This window comes from Plesiocystis pacifica SIR-1, assembly GCF_000170895.1.
GTDB classification, from domain to species: Bacteria; Myxococcota_A; Polyangia; order Nannocystales; family Nannocystaceae; genus Plesiocystis; species Plesiocystis pacifica.
This window is the reverse complement of sequence record NZ_ABCS01000033.1, coordinates 41,508-62,923: the sequence shown is the minus strand read 5'-3', so window position 1 is coordinate 62,923 and position 21,416 is coordinate 41,508. Positions and strand designations below refer to the sequence as shown.

19 protein-coding genes and 1 pseudogene are annotated in these 21,416 nt (G+C 71.0%); 10 read left to right on the top strand and 10 right to left on the bottom strand.

Translation table 11 applies throughout. The features are described 5' to 3' along the window. The first annotated feature begins 221 nt into the window (after positions 1-221). Positions 222-932, top strand: coding sequence for a hypothetical protein (locus tag PPSIR1_RS18375; protein WP_006972617.1), 711 nt, complete (start codon positions 222-224; stop codon positions 930-932). Between the two features lie 10 nt (positions 933-942). On the opposite strand, the gene PPSIR1_RS18370 is transcribed toward PPSIR1_RS18375, so the two are convergent. The 6 genes from PPSIR1_RS18370 to PPSIR1_RS18345 form a co-directional block, all read right to left on the bottom strand. After that, positions 943-1,500: a hypothetical protein gene (locus PPSIR1_RS18370; RefSeq protein WP_045116268.1), complete on the bottom strand. Its 558-nt coding sequence runs from the start codon at positions 1,498-1,500 to the stop codon at positions 943-945. 494 nt (positions 1,501-1,994) lie between these two features. Beyond that, positions 1,995-3,569 carry a cysteine--tRNA ligase gene (gene cysS / locus PPSIR1_RS18365; protein ID WP_045116267.1) on the bottom strand — a complete coding sequence of 525 codons (1,575 nt, stop codon included), beginning with the start codon at positions 3,567-3,569 and terminating at the stop codon, positions 1,995-1,997. Between the two features lie 102 nt (positions 3,570-3,671). Then, a complete protein-coding gene (locus tag PPSIR1_RS18360) occupies positions 3,672-4,349 on the bottom strand; it encodes a hypothetical protein (protein WP_006972613.1) in 678 nt (225 codons plus the stop codon). Between the two features lie 38 nt (positions 4,350-4,387). Then, a complete protein-coding gene (locus tag PPSIR1_RS18355) occupies positions 4,388-4,621 on the bottom strand; it encodes a DUF4169 family protein (RefSeq protein WP_006972612.1) in 234 nt (77 codons plus the stop codon). A 14-nt stretch (positions 4,622-4,635) separates the two neighbouring features. Further along, positions 4,636-5,196 (bottom strand): P-loop NTPase family protein, encoded by a 561-nt coding sequence (locus tag PPSIR1_RS18350; protein ID WP_006972611.1) that lies wholly within the window; start codon positions 5,194-5,196, stop codon positions 4,636-4,638. Then, entirely contained in the window at positions 5,193-6,188 is a 996-nt protein-coding gene (locus PPSIR1_RS18345; protein ID WP_006972610.1) for an alpha/beta hydrolase, read from the bottom strand. Before PPSIR1_RS18345 ends, PPSIR1_RS18350 begins: the two co-directional genes overlap by 4 nt. Positions 6,189-6,426: 238 nt before the next feature. Between PPSIR1_RS18345 and PPSIR1_RS18340 the strand changes: the two genes are divergently transcribed. Then, on the top strand, positions 6,427-7,404 hold the full coding sequence (locus PPSIR1_RS18340) for an SMP-30/gluconolactonase/LRE family protein (RefSeq protein WP_157595689.1): 978 nt from the start codon (positions 6,427-6,429) through the stop codon (positions 7,402-7,404). A 3-nt stretch (positions 7,405-7,407) separates the two neighbouring features. Here the strand turns inward: PPSIR1_RS18340 and PPSIR1_RS49405 are convergent, their stop codons facing one another. Further along, entirely contained in the window at positions 7,408-9,699 is a 2,292-nt protein-coding gene (locus PPSIR1_RS49405; RefSeq protein ID WP_198154541.1) for an alpha/beta fold hydrolase, read from the bottom strand. 317 nt (positions 9,700-10,016) lie between these two features. Here PPSIR1_RS49405 and PPSIR1_RS18330 point away from each other — a divergent pair, with 317 nt between their 5' ends. The 6 genes and pseudogenes from PPSIR1_RS18330 to PPSIR1_RS18305 all read left to right on the top strand — a co-directional run bounded on the left by PPSIR1_RS18330 (position 10,017) and on the right by PPSIR1_RS18305 (position 14,751). Beyond that, complete coding sequence (locus PPSIR1_RS18330) at positions 10,017-10,694, top strand: OmpA family protein (protein WP_006972607.1); 678 nt, start codon at positions 10,017-10,019, stop codon at positions 10,692-10,694. A 33-nt stretch (positions 10,695-10,727) separates the two neighbouring features. Then, positions 10,728-11,621: a haloalkane dehalogenase gene (locus PPSIR1_RS18325; protein ID WP_006972606.1), complete on the top strand. Its 894-nt coding sequence runs from the start codon at positions 10,728-10,730 to the stop codon at positions 11,619-11,621. 40 nt (positions 11,622-11,661) lie between these two features. Then, complete coding sequence (locus PPSIR1_RS18320; RefSeq protein WP_157595688.1) at positions 11,662-11,856, top strand: hypothetical protein; 195 nt, start codon at positions 11,662-11,664, stop codon at positions 11,854-11,856. Positions 11,857-11,919: 63 nt separating this feature from the next. Continuing rightward, on the top strand, positions 11,920-13,242 hold the full coding sequence (locus PPSIR1_RS43095) for a hypothetical protein (RefSeq protein ID WP_006972604.1): 1,323 nt from the start codon (positions 11,920-11,922) through the stop codon (positions 13,240-13,242). 37 nt (positions 13,243-13,279) lie between these two features. Beyond that, positions 13,280-13,591: pseudogene (locus PPSIR1_RS18310) on the top strand (LysR substrate-binding domain-containing protein); the annotation flags it as partial. A 98-nt stretch (positions 13,592-13,689) separates the two neighbouring features. After that, positions 13,690-14,751 carry an alkaline phosphatase family protein gene (locus PPSIR1_RS18305; protein WP_157595687.1) on the top strand — a complete coding sequence of 354 codons (1,062 nt, stop codon included), beginning with the start codon at positions 13,690-13,692 and terminating at the stop codon, positions 14,749-14,751. Positions 14,752-15,213: 462 nt separating this feature from the next. On the opposite strand, the gene PPSIR1_RS18300 is transcribed toward PPSIR1_RS18305, so the two are convergent. Continuing rightward, positions 15,214-16,929 (bottom strand): formate--tetrahydrofolate ligase, encoded by a 1,716-nt coding sequence (locus tag PPSIR1_RS18300; protein WP_006972601.1) that lies wholly within the window; start codon positions 16,927-16,929, stop codon positions 15,214-15,216. Between the two features lie 182 nt (positions 16,930-17,111). Here PPSIR1_RS18300 and PPSIR1_RS43090 point away from each other — a divergent pair, with 182 nt between their 5' ends. Beyond that, entirely contained in the window at positions 17,112-17,912 is an 801-nt protein-coding gene (locus PPSIR1_RS43090) for a P-loop NTPase family protein (protein WP_006972600.1), read from the top strand. 517 nt (positions 17,913-18,429) lie between these two features. Further along, the gene (locus PPSIR1_RS18290; protein WP_006972599.1) at positions 18,430-19,680 is read left to right on the top strand and encodes a serine/threonine-protein kinase; all 1,251 of its coding nucleotides are present in this window, start codon (positions 18,430-18,432) and stop codon (positions 19,678-19,680) included. On the opposite strand, the gene PPSIR1_RS18285 is transcribed toward PPSIR1_RS18290, so the two are convergent. Together PPSIR1_RS18285 and PPSIR1_RS48010 are read right to left on the bottom strand one after the other, a co-directional pair. After that, on the bottom strand, positions 19,673-20,437 hold the full coding sequence (locus PPSIR1_RS18285) for a PP2C family protein-serine/threonine phosphatase (protein WP_006972598.1): 765 nt from the start codon (positions 20,435-20,437) through the stop codon (positions 19,673-19,675). The two genes, PPSIR1_RS18290 and PPSIR1_RS18285, sit on opposite strands and share 8 nt — an antisense overlap. A 232-nt stretch (positions 20,438-20,669) precedes the next feature. Further along, complete coding sequence (locus PPSIR1_RS48010) at positions 20,670-21,365, bottom strand: hypothetical protein (protein WP_157595686.1); 696 nt, start codon at positions 21,363-21,365, stop codon at positions 20,670-20,672. Between the last annotated feature and the right edge of the window lie 51 nt (positions 21,366-21,416).

Below are 21,416 nucleotides of genomic sequence, written 5' to 3'. Positions count from 1 at the left end.
GGCTGGCCCATGGCTCGACGACCTGCAGTCACCATGGATCCGGCCAGGTCCAGAACGCAGCGTCCAATCAAAGCCCGTTGCACACGCCTCGCAGTGTCGTGACCCTCGGCCCTGGTGTTTGGGCCGAGTCTGAGCTACACCCCGGCGCCATGTTGCGTAGTCCGTTCCCTGGACATCGTCGCTATAGCATCACGCACCGGGCCGTACAGCGCCTGCGCGAGTTGACTCCCTCGATCGAGGGCCTGGACGACGAGACCCTCCGCGATCGTCTCGACGACGCCCTCGGCCGCGCCGAGGAGGCCAACAAGGCCGTCCGCACCCTCGACGCCATGCTCAACGAGCCGCAGGTGCTGATCCCCGTCGATGACTTTGGCGAGGTGCTCTACGCGATCATCAAGGAGGACACCGTCGTCACCGTGCTGCCCAAGGGCCACGGCGAGGAGATCCTCCACCGCGGCCAGGCGCTGCAACAAAAGGTCGCCAGCGGCGAGGTCCAGATGCCCGACCGCGAGCCCGCGGGCGATCGCTGGGAGGGCCGACGCCGACGCTGGCGCGAGGCCAACGGCGGACCCGTGGTCATCGAGCGCGCCCGCCCCGTCGTCACCCGGACCGCGCCGGCCCAGATCGTCGCGCCCGTCTCGACCCCGGAGCCCGCCGCCCCCGCTCCCCTGGCCGCCCCCGTCGCCACCACCCCCTGGCTCGTCCACGCGCCCACCCCCGCGCGCCCCGACGACCACGTCGCCGGCGTGCTCTGGGACGCCCTCGAGCGCGGCAGCCGACGCGCCGCCGTCGAGGCCCTGCGCGAGCTCCTGGCCCGAAAAGAGCGCGACGACGACCTGCTCCCGGTGTGGAACGAGATCGCCGAGCTCGGCATCCCGCGCGGGCTCAAGCTCGGCGACCTGTTCGACGCCTGCGCCAACAACGAGGCCTGAAGGCCGAGCGTCACAGCCCGAGGGCCGCGAAGACCTCGGGCTTGACCTTCAAGCGGATCTCGCTCTCGGTGATCTTCTTGACCGTGAACGGCCGCGCCACGAGGATGCCGGCGATCAGCGTGGCGAGGAAGCTGATCATCCCGATGATGATGAACACCTCGCCCAGGGGCATCATCGCGATGCTCAGGATCGGCCCGCCGATGGCGAGGGCGATGCCGATGATCCGCTTCTTGCGGTACTCGGGGCTGAACGCGTAGCTCATCGTCCCCGTCTTGCGGACGATCATCGCCACGATGACGTAGACGATGATGTTGATCAGGATGGTCAGCGCGACGAGCGGGTGAATCCAGGTGAGGTTCTTGGTCACCAGCTTCCCGTCGCTGCGACCGCCCGTCGCGATGCACACGTCGAGGGGCAAGCTCGCGCCCTTGCTCACCACGAGCTCGTCGCCCTCGCGCCAGTACTGACGCTGCGCCAAGGTGACGTCGTGAGGCGAGACGAGCGGGCCCGGATCTGCGCTCGGAGCCTGGTAGGGGTTGGGCGCCTGGTAGGGGTTCGAGCCGGTCATGCGGCGCACATCATAGGGTGCTCAGGGACTGTGAACGACTCACAGTCCCTGTCTATTTTAGCCGTCGTGGACGACGCCACGCCCTCCCTGCCCCACGTCCACGACTCGTCAACTTGGCTGCGCGCCCCGGAGCGAACGCGCCCGCACCCGCGCCCGGATGCGCCCCATCGCCGGGCCCAGACCGTCGAAGCTCGGCGCCACCAGGGGTGCGAGGATCAACAGGGTCGCGGCGGTCAATAAGTCGATGGCGCTCATGGCGTTTCCAAGACGTCCGCGCCCGCGCAGCCGCCTCTTCCATACCGTGTCGCCGTCGCGAGGTTTGTCTCACCCCCCGCGGAAGTTTTCTGAAACACCTCCTCCAGCCCGCCAGATAGCGCCCCCTCTGGGGGCGACCACATGCCCCCACACAGGGACGAATCCGATTGCCCACCGGCCTCAGCGGAGGAGCGGACAGCGACGAAGCGGCTCCCGTCCGGCACCTGCGTGGGGGTAGACTAGACGGTCCAGCGAGGACCTTTTGGGGTGTCTTCGACGGAGACGCCGGCTTCCGTGAGCAGGTCGCGGATCAGGTCGGCCTTGGCGAAGTCCCGGTCCTTGCGGGCCTGCTGACGCAGCAACAACATCTTGTCGACGGCGCCGGCGAGGGCCTCTTCCCGGGCGCTGTCGCCGCTGGCGACCGCGAAGCAGTCCGCGGCCAGCTCGGGGAACAGGCGCTCGTCGGGGAACTCGACGCCGAGCACCCACAGGTGCCGGGTCAGGCAGCGGTAGGCCGCCAGCAAGCTCGCGGCGTCGAGCGCCTCGTTGGTCTCGATGCCCGCGGCGAACAGCTCGTTGACGTAGTCGAACACGGCCGCGGTCGCCTTGGGCGTGCCCATGTCGTCGTCCATGGCCGCGATGAAGCGGTCCATGAAGCGCGCGTTGATCTCTCCGAGGGCGCCGTGGCCGAAGCTCTGGCGCTCGCGGGGCACGGCCGCGTCGCCCTCCCGCAGGCCGGCGTAGGTGCCCACCGTGGGCACGCGCAGCTCGGCGTCGTCGACCTCGGCGAGGCGATCGGCGATCATCTTGACCGCGCGCCGGACCTTGTCGAAGCCCTTGGTCGCCTCGTCGAGGAGCTGCCAGTTGAAGGCCAGCGAGGACCGGTAGTGGGTCACGCCGAAGTACCAGCGCGCCGCGTCCGGGCCGTGCTTGGCGACCAGGTCGCCGATCGAGATGACGTTGCCCAGGCTCTTGCTCATCTTGATGGGCTGGCCCTCTTCGTTGAGCAGCTGCAGGTGCGCCGGGTGCATCCAGTAGTTGACCCAGGGGTGGCCGCACAGCGGCTCGGACTGGGCGACCTCGTTCTCGTGGTGGGGGAAGAGGTTGTCGATGCCCCCGCCGTGCACGTCGAAGTTCTTGCCGAGGGTGGTGGTCGACATCGCCGAGCACTCGATGTGCCAGCCGGGGCGCCCGCTGGGCCACTCGGCCTCGCCGGTCTGCCAGCACGGCTCGCCTTCCTTGCTCGGCTTCCACAGGGTGAAGTCGGCGAAGAAGCGCTTGCGCGAGGTCTCGGCCGAGTCCGTGCGCCCGCTGGCGCCCTCTTGCATGCCCTCGAGGCTGCGCCCGCTGAGCTGGCCGTAGCGCTCGAAGGAGCGCACGTCGTAGAGCACCTCGCCCTCGACGACGTAGGCGTGGCCCTTGTCGACCAGGGCCTTGACCGCGGCGATCTGCTCCTCGACGAAGTCCGTCGCCCGGGTGTAGACGGCGTAGTCCTTGATCTTCAGGGCCCGGCAGTCGCGGCGGAAGCTGGCGACCACGCGCTCGGCCAGGTCGAGGGTCCCCTCCCCCTTCTCGCGCGCGTCCTTGATGATCCGGTCGTCGATGTCCGTGTAGTTGATGACGCTGATCACGTGGTAGCCGCGGTACTCGAGCCAGCGGCGGAACACGTCCCAAAAGCAGTAGGTCCGCGCGTGGCCGATGTGCATGTCCGAGTAGACGGTCAGGCCACAGGTGTAGATGCGGACGACCCGGGGCTGGGCCGAGACGAAGGCCTCTTTGCGCTTGGTGCGGGTGTTGTAGACGTGAAGTGCCACGGCCGGGAGGTTATACGGGCCCCCGGCCAGCAGCGCCACTGCTCGCTCCGGCTGCGCTCACCGGTCACTCACCGGTCGATCGGGTCGAGCACAACACTTGGTTCACAGTGCAACTGTCACGCGACCGACGCTGATGTCCCAGGCCTTCTTGCCCCCGGGCGTCGGCACGAAGGCGAACACCCACCCCGGCTCGTTGGCCGTGATCGCCCCGCCGAGCTCGGGCAGGGCGAAGAGGGTGAGCTCTCCCTCGTTGTCGAGGAGCATGAAGCGGTAGTTGCCCTGGCCGGGACCGAGCACCCCGCCCGCGTCGATGCCCGTGCTCGCGCCCCCGACCACGGCCATGACCTTGGAGCCCGAGACGAGCAGCGCCTTGTCGCGGTCCCCGGTGACGGCGAACCAGTCGATCGGGGCCTGCCTGGGCTCGCCCCCCGCCTCGAGCAAAGTGACGGCGTCCGGGCTCAGGCCCATGACCGCGTAGCCGCGCGTGTCGGGGCTGGCCCGCTCGCTGGTCAGGCGCGCGTCGAGCTCGGCGACGGCCGCCCCGAACTGCTCGTGGCTCTCGCCGCGGAAGCGGTCGTAGTAGGTGTTGGGCTCGGCCGCGTCCGCGTAGCCCTGGTAGTCCGCCCGGCTGATCTCGTAGATGCCGTCGAAGTCCGCGGCGCTCAGGCCCGGGCGCCAGTCGACGTAGGCCTGCGTCGTTCGACAGCCGGTCAGCGAGGACGCGCCCGCCAGCGCGACGCAGGCGGCGAAGACGAGGGAAGACCACGCTCGACGAGACACGCGCGCACGATGACACGCGGCCGGGCCCCTGCCAAGGCTCAGGGCGACTCGGGGTCTGACTTTGGCTCGGGCTCTGGCTCCGCGCCCTCGCCCTCGGGGCGCTCGCGCCGGTGGCCGTCCAGCTGCTGCTCGTCGCGCTCGCGCTCGCGCCGGGCCTTTTGCTTCTCGGCCTTGGTCCGCCCGTGGATCACCCGGTTGCGATCGGCCTCCGCGGCCGCGGCCTCGCGACGCTTGCGCTTGCGAAAGCGGTTGAGGTTGACGACGTCGGCCACGGCCCGAGTGTACGTCAGCGCGGCAGCCGACTCACCCAGGCGCGGACCTCGGCCGGCGAGCGCAGCCGGACCTTGGCGAGCCCGGCCCAGCGCGGATCGGCGAAGCGCGCCTCGTACTTTTGACGCACGTGGGGGTGGTTGCCGTGGGCCCACGAGATGAAGTTGCGCTCGGGGTCGAGGGACACGAGCTCGCGCAGGCGCTCGCGGTTGCCGTTCCACAGCGCCTCTCGACGCAGCACCCGCTTGGCGCTGCGCCGGATGATCCGGGCGGTCTTCAGCGCGTGAGGTAGATCGAGCCACACCACCAGCTCGGCCCGATCCCACACCAGGTCGAGGGCGCCCACGCGCGTGTAGTTGCCATCCACGACCCAGCTCGGCCCGGCGACGAAGTCCCGGACCACGGCGCGGAAGGTGTCCGGCTCGCAGGGCGTCCAGTTTGGCTGGTGCTGGACGCTGTCGAGCTCGAGGCGGCGCAGCCCCAGCCGCGCCTCGAGGGTCCGCGCGAGGGTCGACTTGCCCGCGCCCGAGCTGCCGACGATCGAGATCCGCCTCGAGCCCTCCCCCACCCCGGTCATGGCTCGGCCCCCTCCAAAGGCGACAGCCGCTCGCGCAAGAACTCGACCTGCGCGCGGTGGAAGGCCCGGGACAGCGGGAGCTTGGGGGCGAGGGTCGGGAAGCCGTGGAAGCCCCCGACGACGCGCTCGAGCTTGCACTCGACCCCGGCCGCGTCCAGGCCCGCGGCGTAGGCCAAACACTCGTCCCAAAAGAGGTCGTGGGTGCCGACGCCGATCCACGCGGGCGCGAGGCCCTGCAGACCGCCCGCGGCGTCGAGGCGGCGCGCGGCCGAGGCGTAGGCTGGCGGCGCCTTCGAGCCCTCGCCCCCGGGCTCCGCGCCGAGGTAGGCCGACCAGCCCGTGTGGTTGCTGCGGTTGTTCCACAGCGCGTGGTCCAGGGCGTCGAGCTCCCGGCGGCTCGCGGTGCGATCGTCGAGCATCGGGTAGATCAAGACCTGCGCCCGGGGCTGGCCGCGGTCGCCGTCGGCGAGGCGCTGGGCGAGGCAGGCCGCCAACCCGCCGCCGGCGCTCTCGCCCCCGACGGCCACCCGCGCCGGATCCACGCCCAGCTCGGCCGCGCCCGCCGAGACCAGCCAGGTCCACGCCGCGAGGGCGTCGTCGAGGGCCGCCGGGAAGGGGTGGCGCGGGGCCAGGCGGTAGCGGACGGAGACCACCGGCATGGCGAGGTCGCGGGCGAACTCGGAGCAGCGGCGCTCGTCCACCCGGGGCCGGCCGATGATCAACCCGCCGCCGTGGAACCACAGCAGGGCAGGCCCCGGCCCGCGCTCCAGCTCGCCCTCGGGCAAGTACACGCGGACGCCGACCTCGCCCGCCGCCCGGCTCCCGACGGCGCGATCACGGGCGCGGACTCCGGGCACGCAGCGGCTGCGACCGAACAAGCCAAACATGACGCGCTGCCACCACAAGCGACGCGGCACAAAGGTCAGCGGGGGCAAGCCGGCGTAGACGGTCCGCAGCTGCTCGTGAATTTCATCGACCGCCGCGCGCCCCATGAGGCCCCAGTCCTAGCACCAAAGCGCCGCCTGTGCCCTGCGAGTCCAGCACGCAGGCATGGGCGAGCCGGAGCCCGCCCCCGAGCTCGAGCACATCCCGGACCTCGCGCAAGACGGGACCATGATGCGGACTGCGGGCCGCTGCCGACCTGCGACGCGCTCGTGTTCGAGGACGACCACCTCGCCTCCCACCGCCCGCTGTGAGCCTGGCGCCTTGGGGCCTTGATAGGCTGTGCCCGTGCGCCCCTTCGAGCCCCAGCCCTGGACAGCTCCGCCGGCCCCCGCCCTCGCCGGCCCCTTCGAGGTCAACGATCGCCTGGGCCAGGCCCGGCTGATCCCCGTGGGCGACGAGGGCCCCGAGGACGTCGTCGTCGACGCCCAGGGCTTCGCCTACACCGGCACCCACGACGGCCACGTGCTGCGCATCGATCCCAGCGGCTCCGTCTCACCCTTCGCCGAGGTCGGCGGGCGTCCTTTGGGCCTCGAGCTCCACGGCGAGGACCTGCTGGTCTGCAACGCCGACCTCGGCCTGCAGCTGGTCAGCCCCAGCGGCGCGGTCAAGCCCCTCCTCGACGGCTTCGACGGGGAGAAATTCCTGCTCACCAACAACGCCAGCGTGGCCTCCGACGGGACCATCTACTTCACCGTCAGCTCGGCGCGCTGGTCCCTCGAGGTCTACGTCAACGACCTGCTCGAGGGTCACCCGACCGGGCGGGCGTTCGCCCGCGCCCCCGACGGGAGCCTGCGCGTGTGCGTGGACCAGCTGCTGTTCGCCAACGGCGTGGCCCTCGACGCCGCGCAGCAGTCCGTGTTCGTGGCCGAGACCGGCAAGTACCGCGTCCACCGGCACTGGCTCGCCGGGCCCAAGGCGGGCCAGACCGAGCGCTTCCTCGACAACCTGCCCGGCTTCCCCGACAACCTCAGCTTCGACGCGGGCGTGCTGTGGGTGGCCCTGGCCTCGCCGCGGCAAAAGCTCGTCGACTTCATGGGCCCCCGCGGGTGGCTGCGCAAGCTGTCCTACCGGCTCCCCGACGCCCTCAAGCCCGCCCCCGTGCGCCACGGCATCGTGCTCGGCTACGACGAGAGCGGCCGTCTGGTCCACAACCTCCAGGCCTCCTCGGGCAAGGTCGCGATCACCACGGGCGCGCGCTTTTTCGACGGCTCGCTCTACGTCGGCAGCCTGTCCGAGCCCCACGTCGCCGTGCTGAAGCTGTGACCCTCACCCCTTCGGGTCGTGCTCGGCGAGCCAGTCGAGCACCAGGGCGTTGACCGCCTCGGGCCGCTCTTGGTGCAGGAAGTGCCCGGCCCCCTCGACGCGCTCGAGGCGGAAGCCCTCGGGGAACTCGCGGGCGTCCACGCCCTCGTACAGGCGCGTATCGATGCAGCCGTCGTCGGCCCCGGTCAGCGCCAGGGTCGGGACGCGGATCACCGCCTCGTCCGAGCCGCCGCCGCGCAGGCCGTCGACGAAGGTCGGCACCAGGTTGCGGCGGTAGTAGGCGAGCATGGCCCGGTCCACGCCCGGGGCCTCGAAGGTCTCGCGCAGCGCGGCCCACTCCTCCGGGGGCAGGGTGTAGCCCGGGGACCAGGCCGCCCACAGCTGGCGGATCAGCGCCCAGTCGCGCCGACGCAGGGCCAGCTCCGGCGCCCCGGGGACCTGAAAAAAGAGCATGTACCAGGAGTTGAGCACCTGCCGCGGGAGCCGGGCGACGCCGCGGACGAACTGCGCCGGGTGGGGTACGGCGAGGGTCGTCAGCGACCAAAAGCGCTCGGGCGCCAGCGCCCCGACGGTGTAGGTCACGGCCGCGCCCCAGTCGTGCCCGATGAGGTGCGCGCGCTCGAGGCCGAGCTCGTCGAGCCACGCCAACACGTCGCCGGCCAGGGCCGCCAGGGAGTAGTCGCCGTCTTCGGGCTGGGAGCTCGGCTCGTAGCCGCGCAAGGTCGGCGCGTAGACGCGGTAGCCGGCCGCGGCCAGGGCCGGGAGCTGGTGGCGAAAGCTGCGGGCGTTGTCGGGGAAGCCGTGCAGGCACAGGACCGCCGCCCGCTCGCGCGAGGGCCGAGGCGCGAGGGTCAAGGTCGACGCGCGCAGCGGGCCGTGGCGCAGCTCGACGGTCTCGAACTCCGGTGTCGGGTCGGGATCCGTGGCGGCCAGGATCGCCCGCAGCCCCTTCTCTGCGGCGACGCGCGTGGCCTCGATCTTCAGCGTCGCGCGCAGCACGTCCACGCGCCGCTCGTGGTGGAAGAAGCTCAGCCGGCTCTCGAACAACCACTCGCGGCAGGCCTCGGCCCAGGCCTGGATGTTGAGCAGCGTCGTCAGCATGGTCTGCGCGTAGTCCCGGACCTCCTCGGGGTGCGGCACGACCTGGCACAGCGCGTTGCACCGGGCCAACGACAGGGGCTCGGGACCCCGCGTGCGGGTCTCGAGGTAGGCGATGAAGGCCGCGCTCAGGACCTGCTGGCACACCAGCAAGCTCTGCAAGGTGATCGTCGCGCCCGCGAACACCGGGCGGGGCTCCCTCGGCGGCAGGCCCTTGGCCGTGCAGTCGACGAAGAGCTGGCCGGGGAGCACGGGCAGGCGCCCGCGCTCGAGCACGACGGCCTCGGCCTCGACGCGGACCACCCGGCCCAGGCGCACGACCTTGGTCAAGCGCCGCAGCTGGGCGAGCTCGGGGTCGCTGACCGTGGCGCAGCGGTACTTGGTCGGCGCGACGGCGGGATCGAGGCGCGAGAAGATGCCCGCGCACTCGAGGGCGAACACCAGGCCGTCGAGGCTCTCGCTGTCGCCGAAGCGCTCGAACTGCTCGAGCATGAAGTCCAGGATGGTCCCGGGCTGGATCCGCTCGCGGCGAAGAAACCACGCGTCGTTGCTGACGATCCAGGTGATGGCCTCGGGCGCGACGCCCTGGTCGAGGAGGTAGAGCGCCGCGTCCATGCCCGTCTTGCCCGCGCCGACGATCACGAAGCTCGACGGCGGCTCGCCCTCGCGCTTGCTCAGCTCCGCGAGGCCGTTGACGGGCACGACGGCCACGGAGGGGTCGACGGCGTAGGGCGGCGGCCGCATCGCCGGGACCTCCGACTGCATGTAGCTCGCGTCGACGAGCTTGCGGCGGACGTCGACCTGGTAGCGCCGGTCGGGGACCAGGCGCGAACGAAAGCGGGCCTCGCCCTCGTGCTCGCACTGGCCAAAAAAGCGCACCCGCCCCGTCGCCAGCAGGCGGTCGAGGGCGCGCCCGAAGTAGGCCAGCACCTCGCGGCCCGTGACCAGGGCCGCTCCGCCCTCGCCGAGGGCCATCGAGTTCACGCCGTAGTAGGCCGCCGGCTGGTGGAGCGAGACGAAGGCGTAGGCGTCGTTCCAGTGGCCCCCCGGCATGGCGCGGCGATCGACGAGCACCACCGTCGCGCTCGGGTCCCGGTGGATGAGCTCGTCGACGAAGGCCAGCCCCATGGCGCCGGCGCCGACGACCAGATAGTCCGCCTCGATGCGGTGGCACTCTCCATCGGCTGAGCGCGTCATCGACCGCTTCATGCCATGGTTCTCGAGCCCTGGTCGGAGTTTGCTAGCATGCTGGGGATTTTCTCGGCGCGGGCCACAGTGCGTCACGGGCGTGCGAGACCGCGAAGCCAAAACGAAGCTGTACCGGGTGTACTGCGAGCTTTTGGCGACAAAGGACTCGCGCGTCGGGGGCGTGCTGTGGCCCGTGTCGAGGAAATCCCCGGCCTACCGAGAAAGGCAGCCGCCCACGGGTTCCACGCCAGCTGAGTCCGTGGACGATGTTTTCGTGGATCATGGGTCCCGGCGCGGCCGGGGTGGGCGACTGCTAGCATGCCCTCATGGCGCGGCGCCTGCTTCCCCTCCTGGCTGGACTCGCCCTGGCCTGCCCCGCCGCGGACGTCCCCGCCGTCGCTCCAACCACCAGCGCGATCGAGGCCGCCGAGGCCCCGACCCCTGTCATCGTCGAGACCCCCGCCGCGCTCACCGACCCGGCGGCCGACGACGACGACGACGGCATCGCGGCACGAGATGACGACTGCCCGGCCGAGCCCGAGTGCGTCAACGGCATCGCCGACGCCGACGGCTGCCCCGATCGCGTGCCCGAGGAGGTCGCCGCCCTCGAGGGCACCATCGAGGGCCTCGAGTTCGAGCACCGCACCAAGGCCACCCTCGCCCGCGACTCCCTCCCCTTGCTCGAGTCCGTCGCCGCCGTGCTCGTGGCCTACCCCGAGCTCGAGCTCGAGATCCAAGCCCACGAGGACACGGTCACGGCCGACCAGCACCGCTACATGAGCGCCCGCCCGACCCAGCGCCAGGCCGAGGCCGTCGCGGACTTTCTCATTCAAAAAGGCGTCGCCGCCGAGCGCATCCAGGCCCGGGGCTACGGCGAAGACAGGCCCATCGACACCAACGAGACCAAAGAGGGCCGGAGGCACAACCGCCGAGTCGACCTGGTGTTCACGGCGCCCGCGTGGCGCGACGACCCCAACTGCGGCCTGAGCCCGGCGGCGCCCTGAGCCCGGCGGCGCCCTGATATCTTGGCGCCCGCCATGGAATTCGTCCGCACCCCCGACGACCGCTTCGCCGACCTGCCCGACTTTCCCTACGCGCCCCACTACCTCGAGGGCCTGCCGGGCTTCGAGGGCCTACGCATGCACTACGTCGACGAGGGCCCGCGGGACGCCGAGCACACCTTCTTGTGCCTCCACGGCGAGCCCTCGTGGAGCTTCCTGTATCGCAAGATGCTCCCGGTGTTCACCGCCGCGGGCGGGCGCGTCGTCGCCCCGGACCTGTTCGGCTTTGGCCGCTCGGACAAGCCCACGGACGACGCCGTCTACACCTTCGGCTTTCACCGCCGCAGCCTGCTCGCCTTCCTCGACGCCCTCCAGCTCGAGCGCGTGACCTTGGTGTGCCAGGACTGGGGCGGCATCCTGGGGCTGACCCTGCCCGTCGATCGTCCCCAGCTCGTCGACCGGCTGATCGTGATGAACACGGCGCTCGCCGTGGGCCTGAGCCCGGGCAAGGGCTTCGAGAGCTGGCGCGACTTCGTGGCCAACAGCCCCGACCTCGACGTCGGCAAGCTGATGCAGCGCGCGATCCCGGGCATCACCGACGCCGAGGTCGCGGCCTACGACGCCCCCTTCCCCGGGCCCGAGTTCAAAGCTGGCGTGCGCCGCTTCCCGGCCATCGTGCCGATCACCCCGGACATGGAGGGCGCCGAGATCGGCCGCCAGGCGATGTCCTTTTGGTCCACGCAGTGGTCCGGGCCGACCTTCATGGCCGTCGGGCCCCAGGACCCCGTGTTGGGCCCGGAGGTGATGGGGATGTTGCGCCAGGCCATCGGCGGCTGCCCCGAGCCCATGATCGTCGAGGCCGGCGGGCACTTCGTTCAAGAGCACGGCGAGCCCATCGCTCGGGCCGCCCTCGCCGCCTTCGGGCAGTGAGCGCGGGCAGAGGGTGCTCTGTGGGCTGTCGGCGTGCACCATGATCAACCCGCGCTTCGACCTCGGGGCCGGCGGCGAGGAACAGCTCTCGACCGAGTGCATCCGCGACGCGGCCTTCGACTCCGTCCGCAACCGCGTGCTCTACTGGCGCTGGAAGTACAAGGCGGCCTGCCCCGAACCGGCGCACCGCGGCGTCGACGTCGACGCCGGAACCGTCGAGCTGCTCAGCCCCTGACCCGCCCACGCGTTCCAAAAACTCGACGTTGCTTCGGCCCCCGAGTGGTGACAAGCCTGATGGGTGCCGCTTCGCTCCGCGTCGAAAAGAGTCCTCGTCCTCCCGCTGATCGCGTTCGGCCTGTGCGCCTGCGAGCCCCCCAGCGGGCCCGGCCTCGACGGTGACGAGGCCGCCGAGGACACCGAGGACACTGACGCCGACTCAGACACCGAAACGACCGGTACCGACACCGATACGGAATCGACCGAATCTACCGAATCGACCGGCACCGAGACGACGGACTCCGAGTCCTCCGAGTCCGAGTCCGAGTCCGAGTCCGAGTCTTCCGAGTCCGAGTCGACCACGGGTGAACCCATCGTCCCCGAGCTCGTCACCCAGGACGGCTTCGACCCCCTTCGAGACCGCTGGGTCCGCAGCTTCGAGCTCGACGACGACACGGACGGGCTGCTGACCGTCAACCCCGTCACGGGGGTCGAGAGCGTGCTCGTCGACACCTGGCCGTGGCCCGCCGACCACCGCACCACCGTCAGACAGTTCGCCCTCGACCGGCCCCTCGACTGGGCCTACGTGTTCGTGCGCCACAGCTACTTCAGCGAAGAAGAGGGCCTGTACTGCGCCCTCGAGGAGTACGTCCGCGCCGACCTCGAGACCGGCGAGGTCGAACACCTCGAGGAGATCGAGGTGATCTGCTGCGACGACTGCGGCGACGGGCGCGAGTTCGACAGCCCGATCATCGACCCGCACACGGACACCCTCCGCTACATCTACGCCGACTGCGATCCCAACGCCTGCAGCTTCTACGTCCGCGAGGCCGACCCGCTGACCCTCGAGATCCTCGACTCGGAGTTCGTCTACGACGGCTACTGCGAGTGGGGCGACGAGTTCGAGTGCACCGAGGGCCTGTTCGAGTCGGCGCCCCGCGGCCTGACCACCAGCCCCGTCCACGACGCGAACACCGTGGTGTTCACGGAGCCCGCGAACTGGGAGCACTTCTCCCCCTACAGCGAGCCTGCCGCGACCCAGCTCCTGGCCGAGCTAGCCCCGAGCCTCGGGGGCGTCGAGCTCGGGCTCAACCAGTACCGCAAGTACACGACCCTCGACTACGCGAACGCCCGCGCCTACGTGGTCCTGCCGGTGACCGGGGGCTACGCGACGGTGCTCCAGCCCATCGACGGCTCGCCCTCGAGCCCGGCGACCCTGGTCCACGCCGGCAGCCCCGACGACGAGCCGCCGATGTCCACGCGGTGCATCACCGACGTCGCCTTCGACTCGGTCCGCGACCGCCTGCTCTACTACCGCCACAAGTGGAGCGTCAGCTGCCCCGACGACGACGCCTACTTCGCCGTCGACGTCGACTCGGGGACCATCGAGCTGCTCGCCCCCTAGCTCGGCTCAGGCGCGCGGCGCCGCCCTCGACCACGTCCTCGTCGCCCCCCGCGGCCAGCCCCGGGGCGTCGTCGACGAGCTCCTCGCCGAGCTCGGGCTCGAGCGTCGAGTCGCCCGCAGCGTGTCCAACTCCCACATCGCGCCCCGCTTCGTCGCCAACTCGGACTGCGTGCTGACCGTCGCCTCCCGCGTCGCCGCTCGCTACGCCGAGGCCCTCGACCTGATCACCCGCAAGCCGCCCCTGGACCTGCCTGGCTTCGAGCTCTGCGCCATCTGGCACCAACGCCACGAGCGCGACCCCGAGCACGCCTGGCTCCGGGAGCAGCTCGTCGCCGTCACGCGGGCGTGAAGCCCTCGAGTGCCACCCTCGCCGTCTTGATGGGCGACGACCCCGTTGCCATCATCCGAGCCAAGCTCATGCGAGTCCGGCTGCTTTCGATCCCCTGCGTGCTCTCCTGGTCGCTGGTGTCCGCGTGCGGACAGCCCGACGATCCGGCGACCGCCCCAGACACCTCCTCGACCCAGACCGAGGTCGACACCGACACCGACACCGACACCAGCTCGGGTTCGGACAGCTCGGACGAGGCGAGCTCGGACGAGTCGGACACCACCGCCGGCGAGCCCAAGGCGCGCAAGAGCCTCGTCGTCGCCCTCGACGGCGTCCGCCCCGACGCGATGGCGACCGCGAACACCCCGACCCTCGACGCCCTCGCCGACGGGAGCTGGGCCCCGGGCTACGGCGGCGCCCACACGGGCAAGGCCAGGACCCTGACCGACGCGGACACCGTCAGCGGCCCCAACCACTGGTCGATCATGACCGGCGCGATCGGTGCCCAGCACGGGGTCTCGAGCAACGACGAGGTCCCCCTCGGAGACGCCGAGGCCTTCCCCCACTACCTCAGCCTGCTCGAGTCCGCCGCCCCCTCGCTGGGCACGGCCTACCTGTTCACCTGGGGCCTCGACCTCGCCATCCCCTGCACCGCCGACTACGTCAAGCACGGCACCGACCCGACGAACACCGAGCGGGTCGTCGCGCTCTTGAACGGGAGCTTCGAAGACGACGCCGGCTCGGCCAACAGCGCCTGGACCCGCGGCGCCCCCGTCGACGCGATCTTCTTGTTCCTCGACGACACCGACGGGACCGGACATCGCTTCGGCTTCAGCCCCGAAGTCCCCGAGTACCTCGCCGCCATCGAAGCCGCAGACGCCCAACTCGGCTCCATCCTCGACGCCGTGAAAGCGCGCCCGAGCTTCGACCAGGAAGCGTGGCAGGTCGTCGTCACCACCGACCACGGCGGCGAAGGCACCGACCACGGCGGCAACTGCGAGGCCTGCGAGGCGATCTTCTTCCTCGTCTCCAGCCCCGAGGTTGCCGGCCCTCTGCCCGACTACGACCCCGACACCCAGTCTGGGCCCCGCAACTTCGACGCCGCCCCCACAGCCCTGACGCACATGGGCATCGACCTCCCCGAGTACATCACCGGAAGCTCCTGGCACCTCGGAGGCTAACCAACCCCGACCGGGTCACCCGCCCCTAACCCCGCCAGCCCTCACCCCGCCAGACCCCCCACCGACCCGACCCTCACCCCGCCACTCCCCACCAGCCCTCACCCCCGCCAAAATCCCCACCGGCCTCACCCACGCCAGCCCTCACCCCCCAAAATCGCCACCGGCCCTCACCCCCGCCAAAATCCCACCGGTCTTCCCCCCCCGAATCCCCACCGGTCTTCCCCCCGCCAGAATCCCCACCGGTCTTCCCCCGCCAGAATCCCCACCGGTCTTCCCCCGCCAGAATCCCCACCGGTCTTCCCCCGCCAGAATCCCACCGGTCTTCCCCCCCGCCAAACAACGCCCCCGCCAGCGGGGGCGACCACATGCCCCCTCCCAGGCACGAACCCCATTGCCCCACGACCAAAGCGGAGGAGCGGCAGCGACGAAGCGCCCCCGGTCCGATCCGCCTGCGGGGGCATATCAAGAAAGGCCGACGATGTTGCCGTCCGGCCCGAAGCCGATGACTTGCGCCGCCGAGCGCTTGGGCATCCCCGGCATCAGCATCAAGTCCCCGGTCCGCACGACCACGAAGCCTGCCCCCGCCGACAGCCGCAGCCCGCCCACGCGCAGTCGCCAGCCCGAGGGCGCGCCGCGCAGCTTGGGGTTGTCGGAGATCGAGTGCTGGGTCTTGGCCACGCAGATCGGCAGCGCGTCCGCGCCGTGCTCTTGGATCCGCGCGAGGTCAGCCTCAGCCTCCTCGCTCCAGTCGACGCCGTCGGCCCGGTAGACCTCCCGGGCCAGGCGCTCGACCTTCTCCTTCAGCGACATGTCCAGGTCGTAGACCGGGCGCAGCGCCTGGTTGCCGCCCTCGGCCGCGGCGGCGACCTTGTCGGCGAGCTCGACGGCTCCCTCGCCGCCCCGGGCGAAGCCCTCGTAGAGGGCCAGGTCGGCCTTTTCCGCTTCGACGAGGCGGCGGACCGCGGCGATCTCGGCGTCGGAGTCGAAGTGGAAGCGGTTGAGGCTGACGACCACGGGCACGCCGTAGACCCGGCGCAGGTTGTCGAGGTGCACGCGGACGTTGGCGAAGCCGGCCTCGATGGCCTCGACGTTCTCGGCCCCGACGGCGTCGAGATCGACCCCGCCGTGGAGCTTCATGGCCCGGCAGGTGACCACGAGGACCACCGCCGCGGGGAAGTGGCCGAGCTCGCGGCACTTGATATCGAGGAATTTTTCGGCGCCCAGGTCCGCGGCGAAGCCGGCCTCGGTCACGCACCAGTCGGCGCTGTGCAGGGCGAGCTCCGTGGCCACGATGCTGTTGCAGCCGTGGGCGATGTTGGCGAAGGGGCCGCAGTGGATCAGCGCCGGGGTGTGCTCGATGGTCTGGACCAAGTTGGGCGCCAGCGCGTCCTTGAGCAGGACCTCGAGGGCGCCGATGCAGCCGAGCTCGCCGGCGCGCACGGGCTGGCCGCCCTTGGTCCAGGCGACGACCATGCGCTCGAGGCGGGCGCGCAGGTCGGCGCGGTCCTTGGCCAGGGCGAGCACCGCCATGACCTCCGAGGCCGCGGTGATGTCGAAGCCCGACTGGTGCGGGAAGCCGTCGCTGGCCTTGCCCTGGCCCAGCGTGCAGTTGCGCAGCTGTCGGTCGCAGATGTCGAGGACGCGGCGCCACACGATGCGCTCGGGGTCCACGGTCGCGTCCGTGGCCTCGGCCTTGCCCCGCCGGATCGCCCGCTGCTCGAAGTGCACGCGGTTGTCCGTGGCCGCGGCGAGCAGGTTGTTGGCCGAGGTGATGGCGTGCAGGTCCCCGGTGAAGTGCATGTTGATGTCCTCCATGGGCAGGACCTGGGCGTAGCCGCCCCCCGCCGCGCCGCCCTTGATGCCGAAGGTCGGGCCGAGGGAGGGCTCGCGCAGGGCCAGGCAGTGGCGCCGGTTGGTCTTGCCCAGGCCCTGGGCCAGGCCGATGGAGGTGACCGTCTTGCCGTCGCCAAAGCGCGTCGCGGTCATCGCCGTGACCAGCACGAGCTTGCCCCGGGGTCGGGACGCGCGGCGCTCGTCGACGACGCCCAGGTCGATCTTCGCCTTGTAGCGGCCGTAGAGCTCGAGCTGATCGGGACCCAGCTCGAGGGACTCGGCGACCTTGGTGATGGGCTCGAGGGTGGCGGACTGGGCAATCTCGGCATCGGTGGGCATCGACATGGCCGCTCTGTTGTAACGCCAACGCGGGGGGCCGTGGCCGGGAACGCGCGCTCGGGGCCAAACCGCGGTTGGGGGTTGGGGGCGGGCCTCGGGGAACGCGGGCTCAAAAAGCGCCAAAAGGGGGCTTTGAACGGCGCATTCGGGGTCGCACAGCGAAGACACTGAACTAAAATACAGACACCATGCTCGCCCTCGATCGCAGCGCCTTCGTCCACCCCGAGTCCCTCGAGCGCGTCGCCCCCAGCGGCCTCGCCCGCGACGGTGATCTCGGCGGCGAAGCGCTCTCGAAGCTCGCCGCTCCCGGCCGCTTGATCGAGCTGTGCGGAGCCGCGAGGACGAGCGCCGCGGTCTCGATCCTCGCGGGGGTCCAGCGCGCGGGCGAGACCGCGGCCTGGATTCAGCTCGCCGGCGGCGACCTCTACCCGCCGGACCTCGCCGCGGCCGGCATCGACCTCGACGCGCTGATCGTCATCCAGGTCCCCGTCCCCGCTCCGAGCACGAGCACCGCTCGAAGCCCCCGGGCGGGTCGACGCCAGCGCGCGTCCGTAGCCGCCGAGCAGTGCCGCTGCGCCGAGCTGCTCCTGCGCTCGGGCGGCTTTGGCCTGGTCATCCTCGACTTTCGCCACGGCGAGCCCTCGGGGTCCACGGCCTGGCAGGGGCGACTGCTCGGCCAGGCGCGCCAGCACGAGGCCCGGGTCGTGCTGATCCGCCAGCCCGATCCGCGGGAGGCGAGCGCACCGACCCCGGGCGCCGCCAACGGGCCCGCCCCCGATCACGAGGAGCCCCATCGAGGCAGCTCCCTCGGCCCCCTCGTCAGCCTGCGCGTGCGCTCCGAGATCAACCGCGAAGATCCCACGCCGCGGCCGGCCCATCCCCTGCGCACCCGGCTGTCGCGGATGGACCACGAGGTGCTCAAGAACAAGTCCGGCGGCCCCGTGCGGGCGCGCAGCGAGGCGCTCCGCGGGCCTTGGGGCCTATCCTGATCCCCCTGGGGCATGGTCCAATGCCCCACCTTGCCCGCGCCCAGTCCGCTCCGCTCGCCCCGCTTCGGTCTTCTCTCCCTCGGCCTCGGCCTCGGTCTCGCGTTTACGCTCACGGCCTGTAGCAGCGCCCTGCTCGCGACCGAGAGCGCCGACGCGATGGCCTGCCCCCGCCGAGTCCGTCGAGATCCTCGAGTCGAACCAGCCCATGGAAGGGCCCAGCTCCTGGCGCGCGCGCTGTGGGGAGGAGGGACAGCTGTGGTTCTGCTCACGGATGCACCAGAAAGTCATCTGTACCGAAGACCCAAGGCCTGTCCCCGAAGGCGCGGACGCTCCCACCTGACTCCGATCGACCCGCCCGGTGACATGGTCCAGAGACCATGCGCCGCGCTTTCGAGCACGCGCCGACTGTCCGCCCGTCCAGTCAGGGTCCCGGGGATCAGTCCGCCGCGGCGCTCGTGATCAAAGGTCCAACTATCGCGGCCGGGAGCATGTGTGCTCAACTGTAGAGAGAGCGCTCATGCCCGAGTCTCCCAGCAACAACGTCGTCCGCCTCGACTGGCATCGCCGCGGTCGTGACGACGTCCTGCTCGAGACGCCCTCGGCTTCGCCCTCCCTTTCCGAGGATCCCGAAGACGACAGGGCGGAGCCAGACATCGAGACCGAGACAGACACCGAGACAGACACCGAGACGCAAGCTCCGGAGCCGGTTGTCGACGCGCCCGCCCGCCCTCCGGCAGACGCCCCCGCCATCGACGAGCGCTACAGCCTCGAGGCCCGGGACAAAGACGCCTTCCTCGGCGAGCTGTGGACCGCGACGGACGCCAAGCGCGGCCGCGAGGTCGACGTCAAGTTCCTCGACCACCTCGCCACCCCAAAAGGGCGCGAGCGCTTCGAGCAGACCATGCAGCGGGCCCGGACCATCGAGCACGACGGCCTGCTCAACGCCGAAGATCACGGCGTCAACGATGACGGCCTGCCCTACCTGGTCTTCCCCCGCTCGCGCGGCGCACCGGTGTCCAGGCAGATCGACGCCCACGGCCCCCTGCCCTGGCCGTCCGCGCGACGCATCACCCTCGAGCTCGCCAAGGCGCTCTCGCAGACCCACGCCCACGGCATCTTCCACCGCGACCTGAGCCCCGCGGCCGTGGTCTTGCTCGACGACCCGCCCATCGGCGGCACCTCGACCAAGCTGCTCCACGCCTGCGTCTCTCGCCTGCTGCGCGACCCCGGCGACAACCCCCGGGGCGTCCCCAACTTCTCGAGCCCCGAGCAGCTCGCCGACAGCGGCGTGGACGACCGCGCCGACGTCTACAGCCTCGGCTGCATCCTCTACTTCCTGCTCACGGGCGAGACCCCCTTCGATCGCCAGGGCAAGGCCGGCATCCCCCCCGAGCTCCACGGCGAGCCGCCGACCTTCGCCGAGCTCCTCCCCGACGGGCCGCCGATCCCTCGCAAGATCGAGACCATCGCCCGCAAGGCCGTCGCCAAGGCCAAGGACGAGCGCTTCTCGAGCATGACCAAGATGCGCGACGCCCTCGCGGCCGTGTCCGTCGAGACCGACGCCCCGGGCATCGCCCCGTCCTTCTCCAAGCGCGGCTCGAGCTCCCTCGACCCCTCCAAGACCAAGACCCTGGTCAAGGACATGACCGGCGCGCTGCCGACCCTCGGCCAGCAAAAACGCAACCGGCGCAAGGCGATGCTGATCAGCGTCGGGGCGACCGCCGCGATCATCGTGGTGTCGATCGCCTTGTTCTTGCTCATCACCTAGCCGTGGACGTGGCGACCGCGACCACGATCGCGGTGATGTTGTCCTTCGAGCCGTGGGCGTAGGCCGCCGCCACGAGCTCGTCGCAGGCCAGCCGCGTCGAGCGCTCGCGCAGGCACGCGGCCATCTGCCCCTCGTCGAGGCTGCCCGAGAGCCCGTCCGTGCACAGCAGCAGCCGGTCCCCCGGGAGCAGCTCGATGGTCGTCAAGGTCGGCCGCTGATCCGCCTGGGGACCGAGGGCCTTGGTGATCACGTTGGCGTAGACGAAGTCCTCGAGCGGCGGCAGCTCGACCCCGCCCTCGCGCAGGTGCTCGTAGAGCGAGTGGTCCTGGGTCAGCTGCTCGAAGCTGTCGCCGCGCAGGCGATAGATGCGGCTGTCGCCGACGTGGGCGAGCACGGCCCCGCGCTCGCTGACCGAGAGCAGCGCGACCGTCGAGCCCATGCACTCGTTCTCCCCCTCCCGGCGCGCGTGGATCCGGCGGTTGGCCAGGCGCACGGCCGCGTCGGCCCGGTTCTCCGCGAGGCTCAGCTGCGGGTCGAGGGCGTGGGGCCAGGTCCCGCCGCTGGCGCGGGCCTGGGCGGCGAAGAAGGAGCCGATCGCCTCGGCGCCGAGCTTGCTGGCGACGGCGCCGCCCGTGTAGCCGCCCATGCCGTCGAGGACCGCGAACACGCCGAGCTGGGCGTCGAGCAGGCAGGCGTCCTCGTTGCGACGGCGGCGACCACAGATCGAGCGTGCGTGAGCGTGAAGCGAGATGTTCATGCCCCCAGACACTGCGAGCGCGGTGCCGGGGCCAAGTGCCCGGAATCCCGTGATCGCCTGGGGCGTCGACTCCCCACCCGCCGGTGTTCGCCCCCCCAGTCCGGGGTGCGCGTCCCCCAGGCCAGGGCTGGAGCCACCCCAGCCCACCCCACCGCGCGTTCGGCCGGCCACGAAAGAGCGAGGGAGCCCCGCTCCCCCGCTCGCCGATACCAGCGTCGCTAGTACTAGGCCCTCAGCACATGTTCTCGTCCAGGCACATCTGGAGGGCGTCGTCGCAGACCTCCTCGCACGTACCCGTCGCGTCCTCGCAGGCCTCGACGCATGCGTCTTGCTCGTCGCCCGGCTCGAGCTCCTCGCAGGGAGCGAGGCACTCGTCCTCCGCGTCATCGCACTGGTCCTCGCAGCTTTGGGCGTCCTGCTCACACCCCGCGCACGGGTCGTCCTGCACGCAGTCGTCGAGGCAGGTCTCCTCGGCGGCGTCGCACTCGTCCTCGCAAGCGCCCGCCGCTTCGTCACAGGCCTGCAAGCACTCTTGCTTCTCAGGACCCATGATGTCGTCACAAGCGTCGGTACACATCTGGTCGGCGGCGTCGCACTCGTCGTTGCACGCGTTGGCCGCCTCGGAACACTCGCTGCACGGGACCTGCCCCGTGTCCGCGGTGTCCGTCGTCGTCTCGCCCGTATCGGTGGTCGTCTCGCCGGTGTCGGTCGTCGTCTCGCCGGTGCCCGTCTCTCCGGTGGTGTCACCGCTCGAGTCCCCAGACTCGCCGGCCTCCCCCGCGTCGCCCGTGCCCGTCGTCGACTCCCCCGTATCGCCGGCCGTCTCGCCGACCTCGTCACCAGCACCACCGCTGCCGTCGTCGCCACAGGCCGGCAGAGCAAAGAGCACACAAGGTAGGAAGTATGTGTAGGTTTTTTTCATGGTCATCAGTCCACCAAGGTGGATAGACTAACCCATGACACCCAGGGTCAACAAAAG

Excerpts from the sequence above, each read along its gene's own strand:
- PPSIR1_RS18370 (WP_045116268.1), bottom strand. The coding sequence starts at position 1,500 with ATGACCGGCTCGAACCCCTACCAGGCGCCCAACCCCTACCAGGCTCCG.
- PPSIR1_RS18350 (WP_006972611.1), bottom strand. The coding sequence starts at position 5,196 with ATGACCGGGGTGGGGGAGGGCTCGAGGCGGATCTCGATCGTCGGCAGC.
- PPSIR1_RS18345 (WP_006972610.1), bottom strand. The coding sequence starts at position 6,188 with ATGGGGCGCGCGGCGGTCGATGAAATTCACGAGCAGCTGCGGACCGTC.
- PPSIR1_RS49405 (WP_198154541.1), bottom strand. The coding sequence starts at position 9,699 with ATGACGCGCTCAGCCGATGGAGAGTGCCACCGCATCGAGGCGGACTAT.
- PPSIR1_RS18330 (WP_006972607.1), top strand. The coding sequence starts at position 10,017 with ATGGCGCGGCGCCTGCTTCCCCTCCTGGCTGGACTCGCCCTGGCCTGC.
- PPSIR1_RS18325 (WP_006972606.1), top strand. The coding sequence starts at position 10,728 with ATGGAATTCGTCCGCACCCCCGACGACCGCTTCGCCGACCTGCCCGAC.
- PPSIR1_RS18320 (WP_157595688.1), top strand. The coding sequence starts at position 11,662 with ATGATCAACCCGCGCTTCGACCTCGGGGCCGGCGGCGAGGAACAGCTC.
- PPSIR1_RS18300 (WP_006972601.1), bottom strand. The coding sequence starts at position 16,929 with ATGTCGATGCCCACCGATGCCGAGATTGCCCAGTCCGCCACCCTCGAG.
- PPSIR1_RS43090 (WP_006972600.1), top strand. The coding sequence starts at position 17,112 with ATGCTCGCCCTCGATCGCAGCGCCTTCGTCCACCCCGAGTCCCTCGAG.
- PPSIR1_RS18290 (WP_006972599.1), top strand. The coding sequence starts at position 18,430 with ATGCCCGAGTCTCCCAGCAACAACGTCGTCCGCCTCGACTGGCATCGC.
- PPSIR1_RS18285 (WP_006972598.1), bottom strand. The coding sequence starts at position 20,437 with ATGAACATCTCGCTTCACGCTCACGCACGCTCGATCTGTGGTCGCCGC.
- PPSIR1_RS48010 (WP_157595686.1), bottom strand. The coding sequence starts at position 21,365 with ATGACCATGAAAAAAACCTACACATACTTCCTACCTTGTGTGCTCTTT.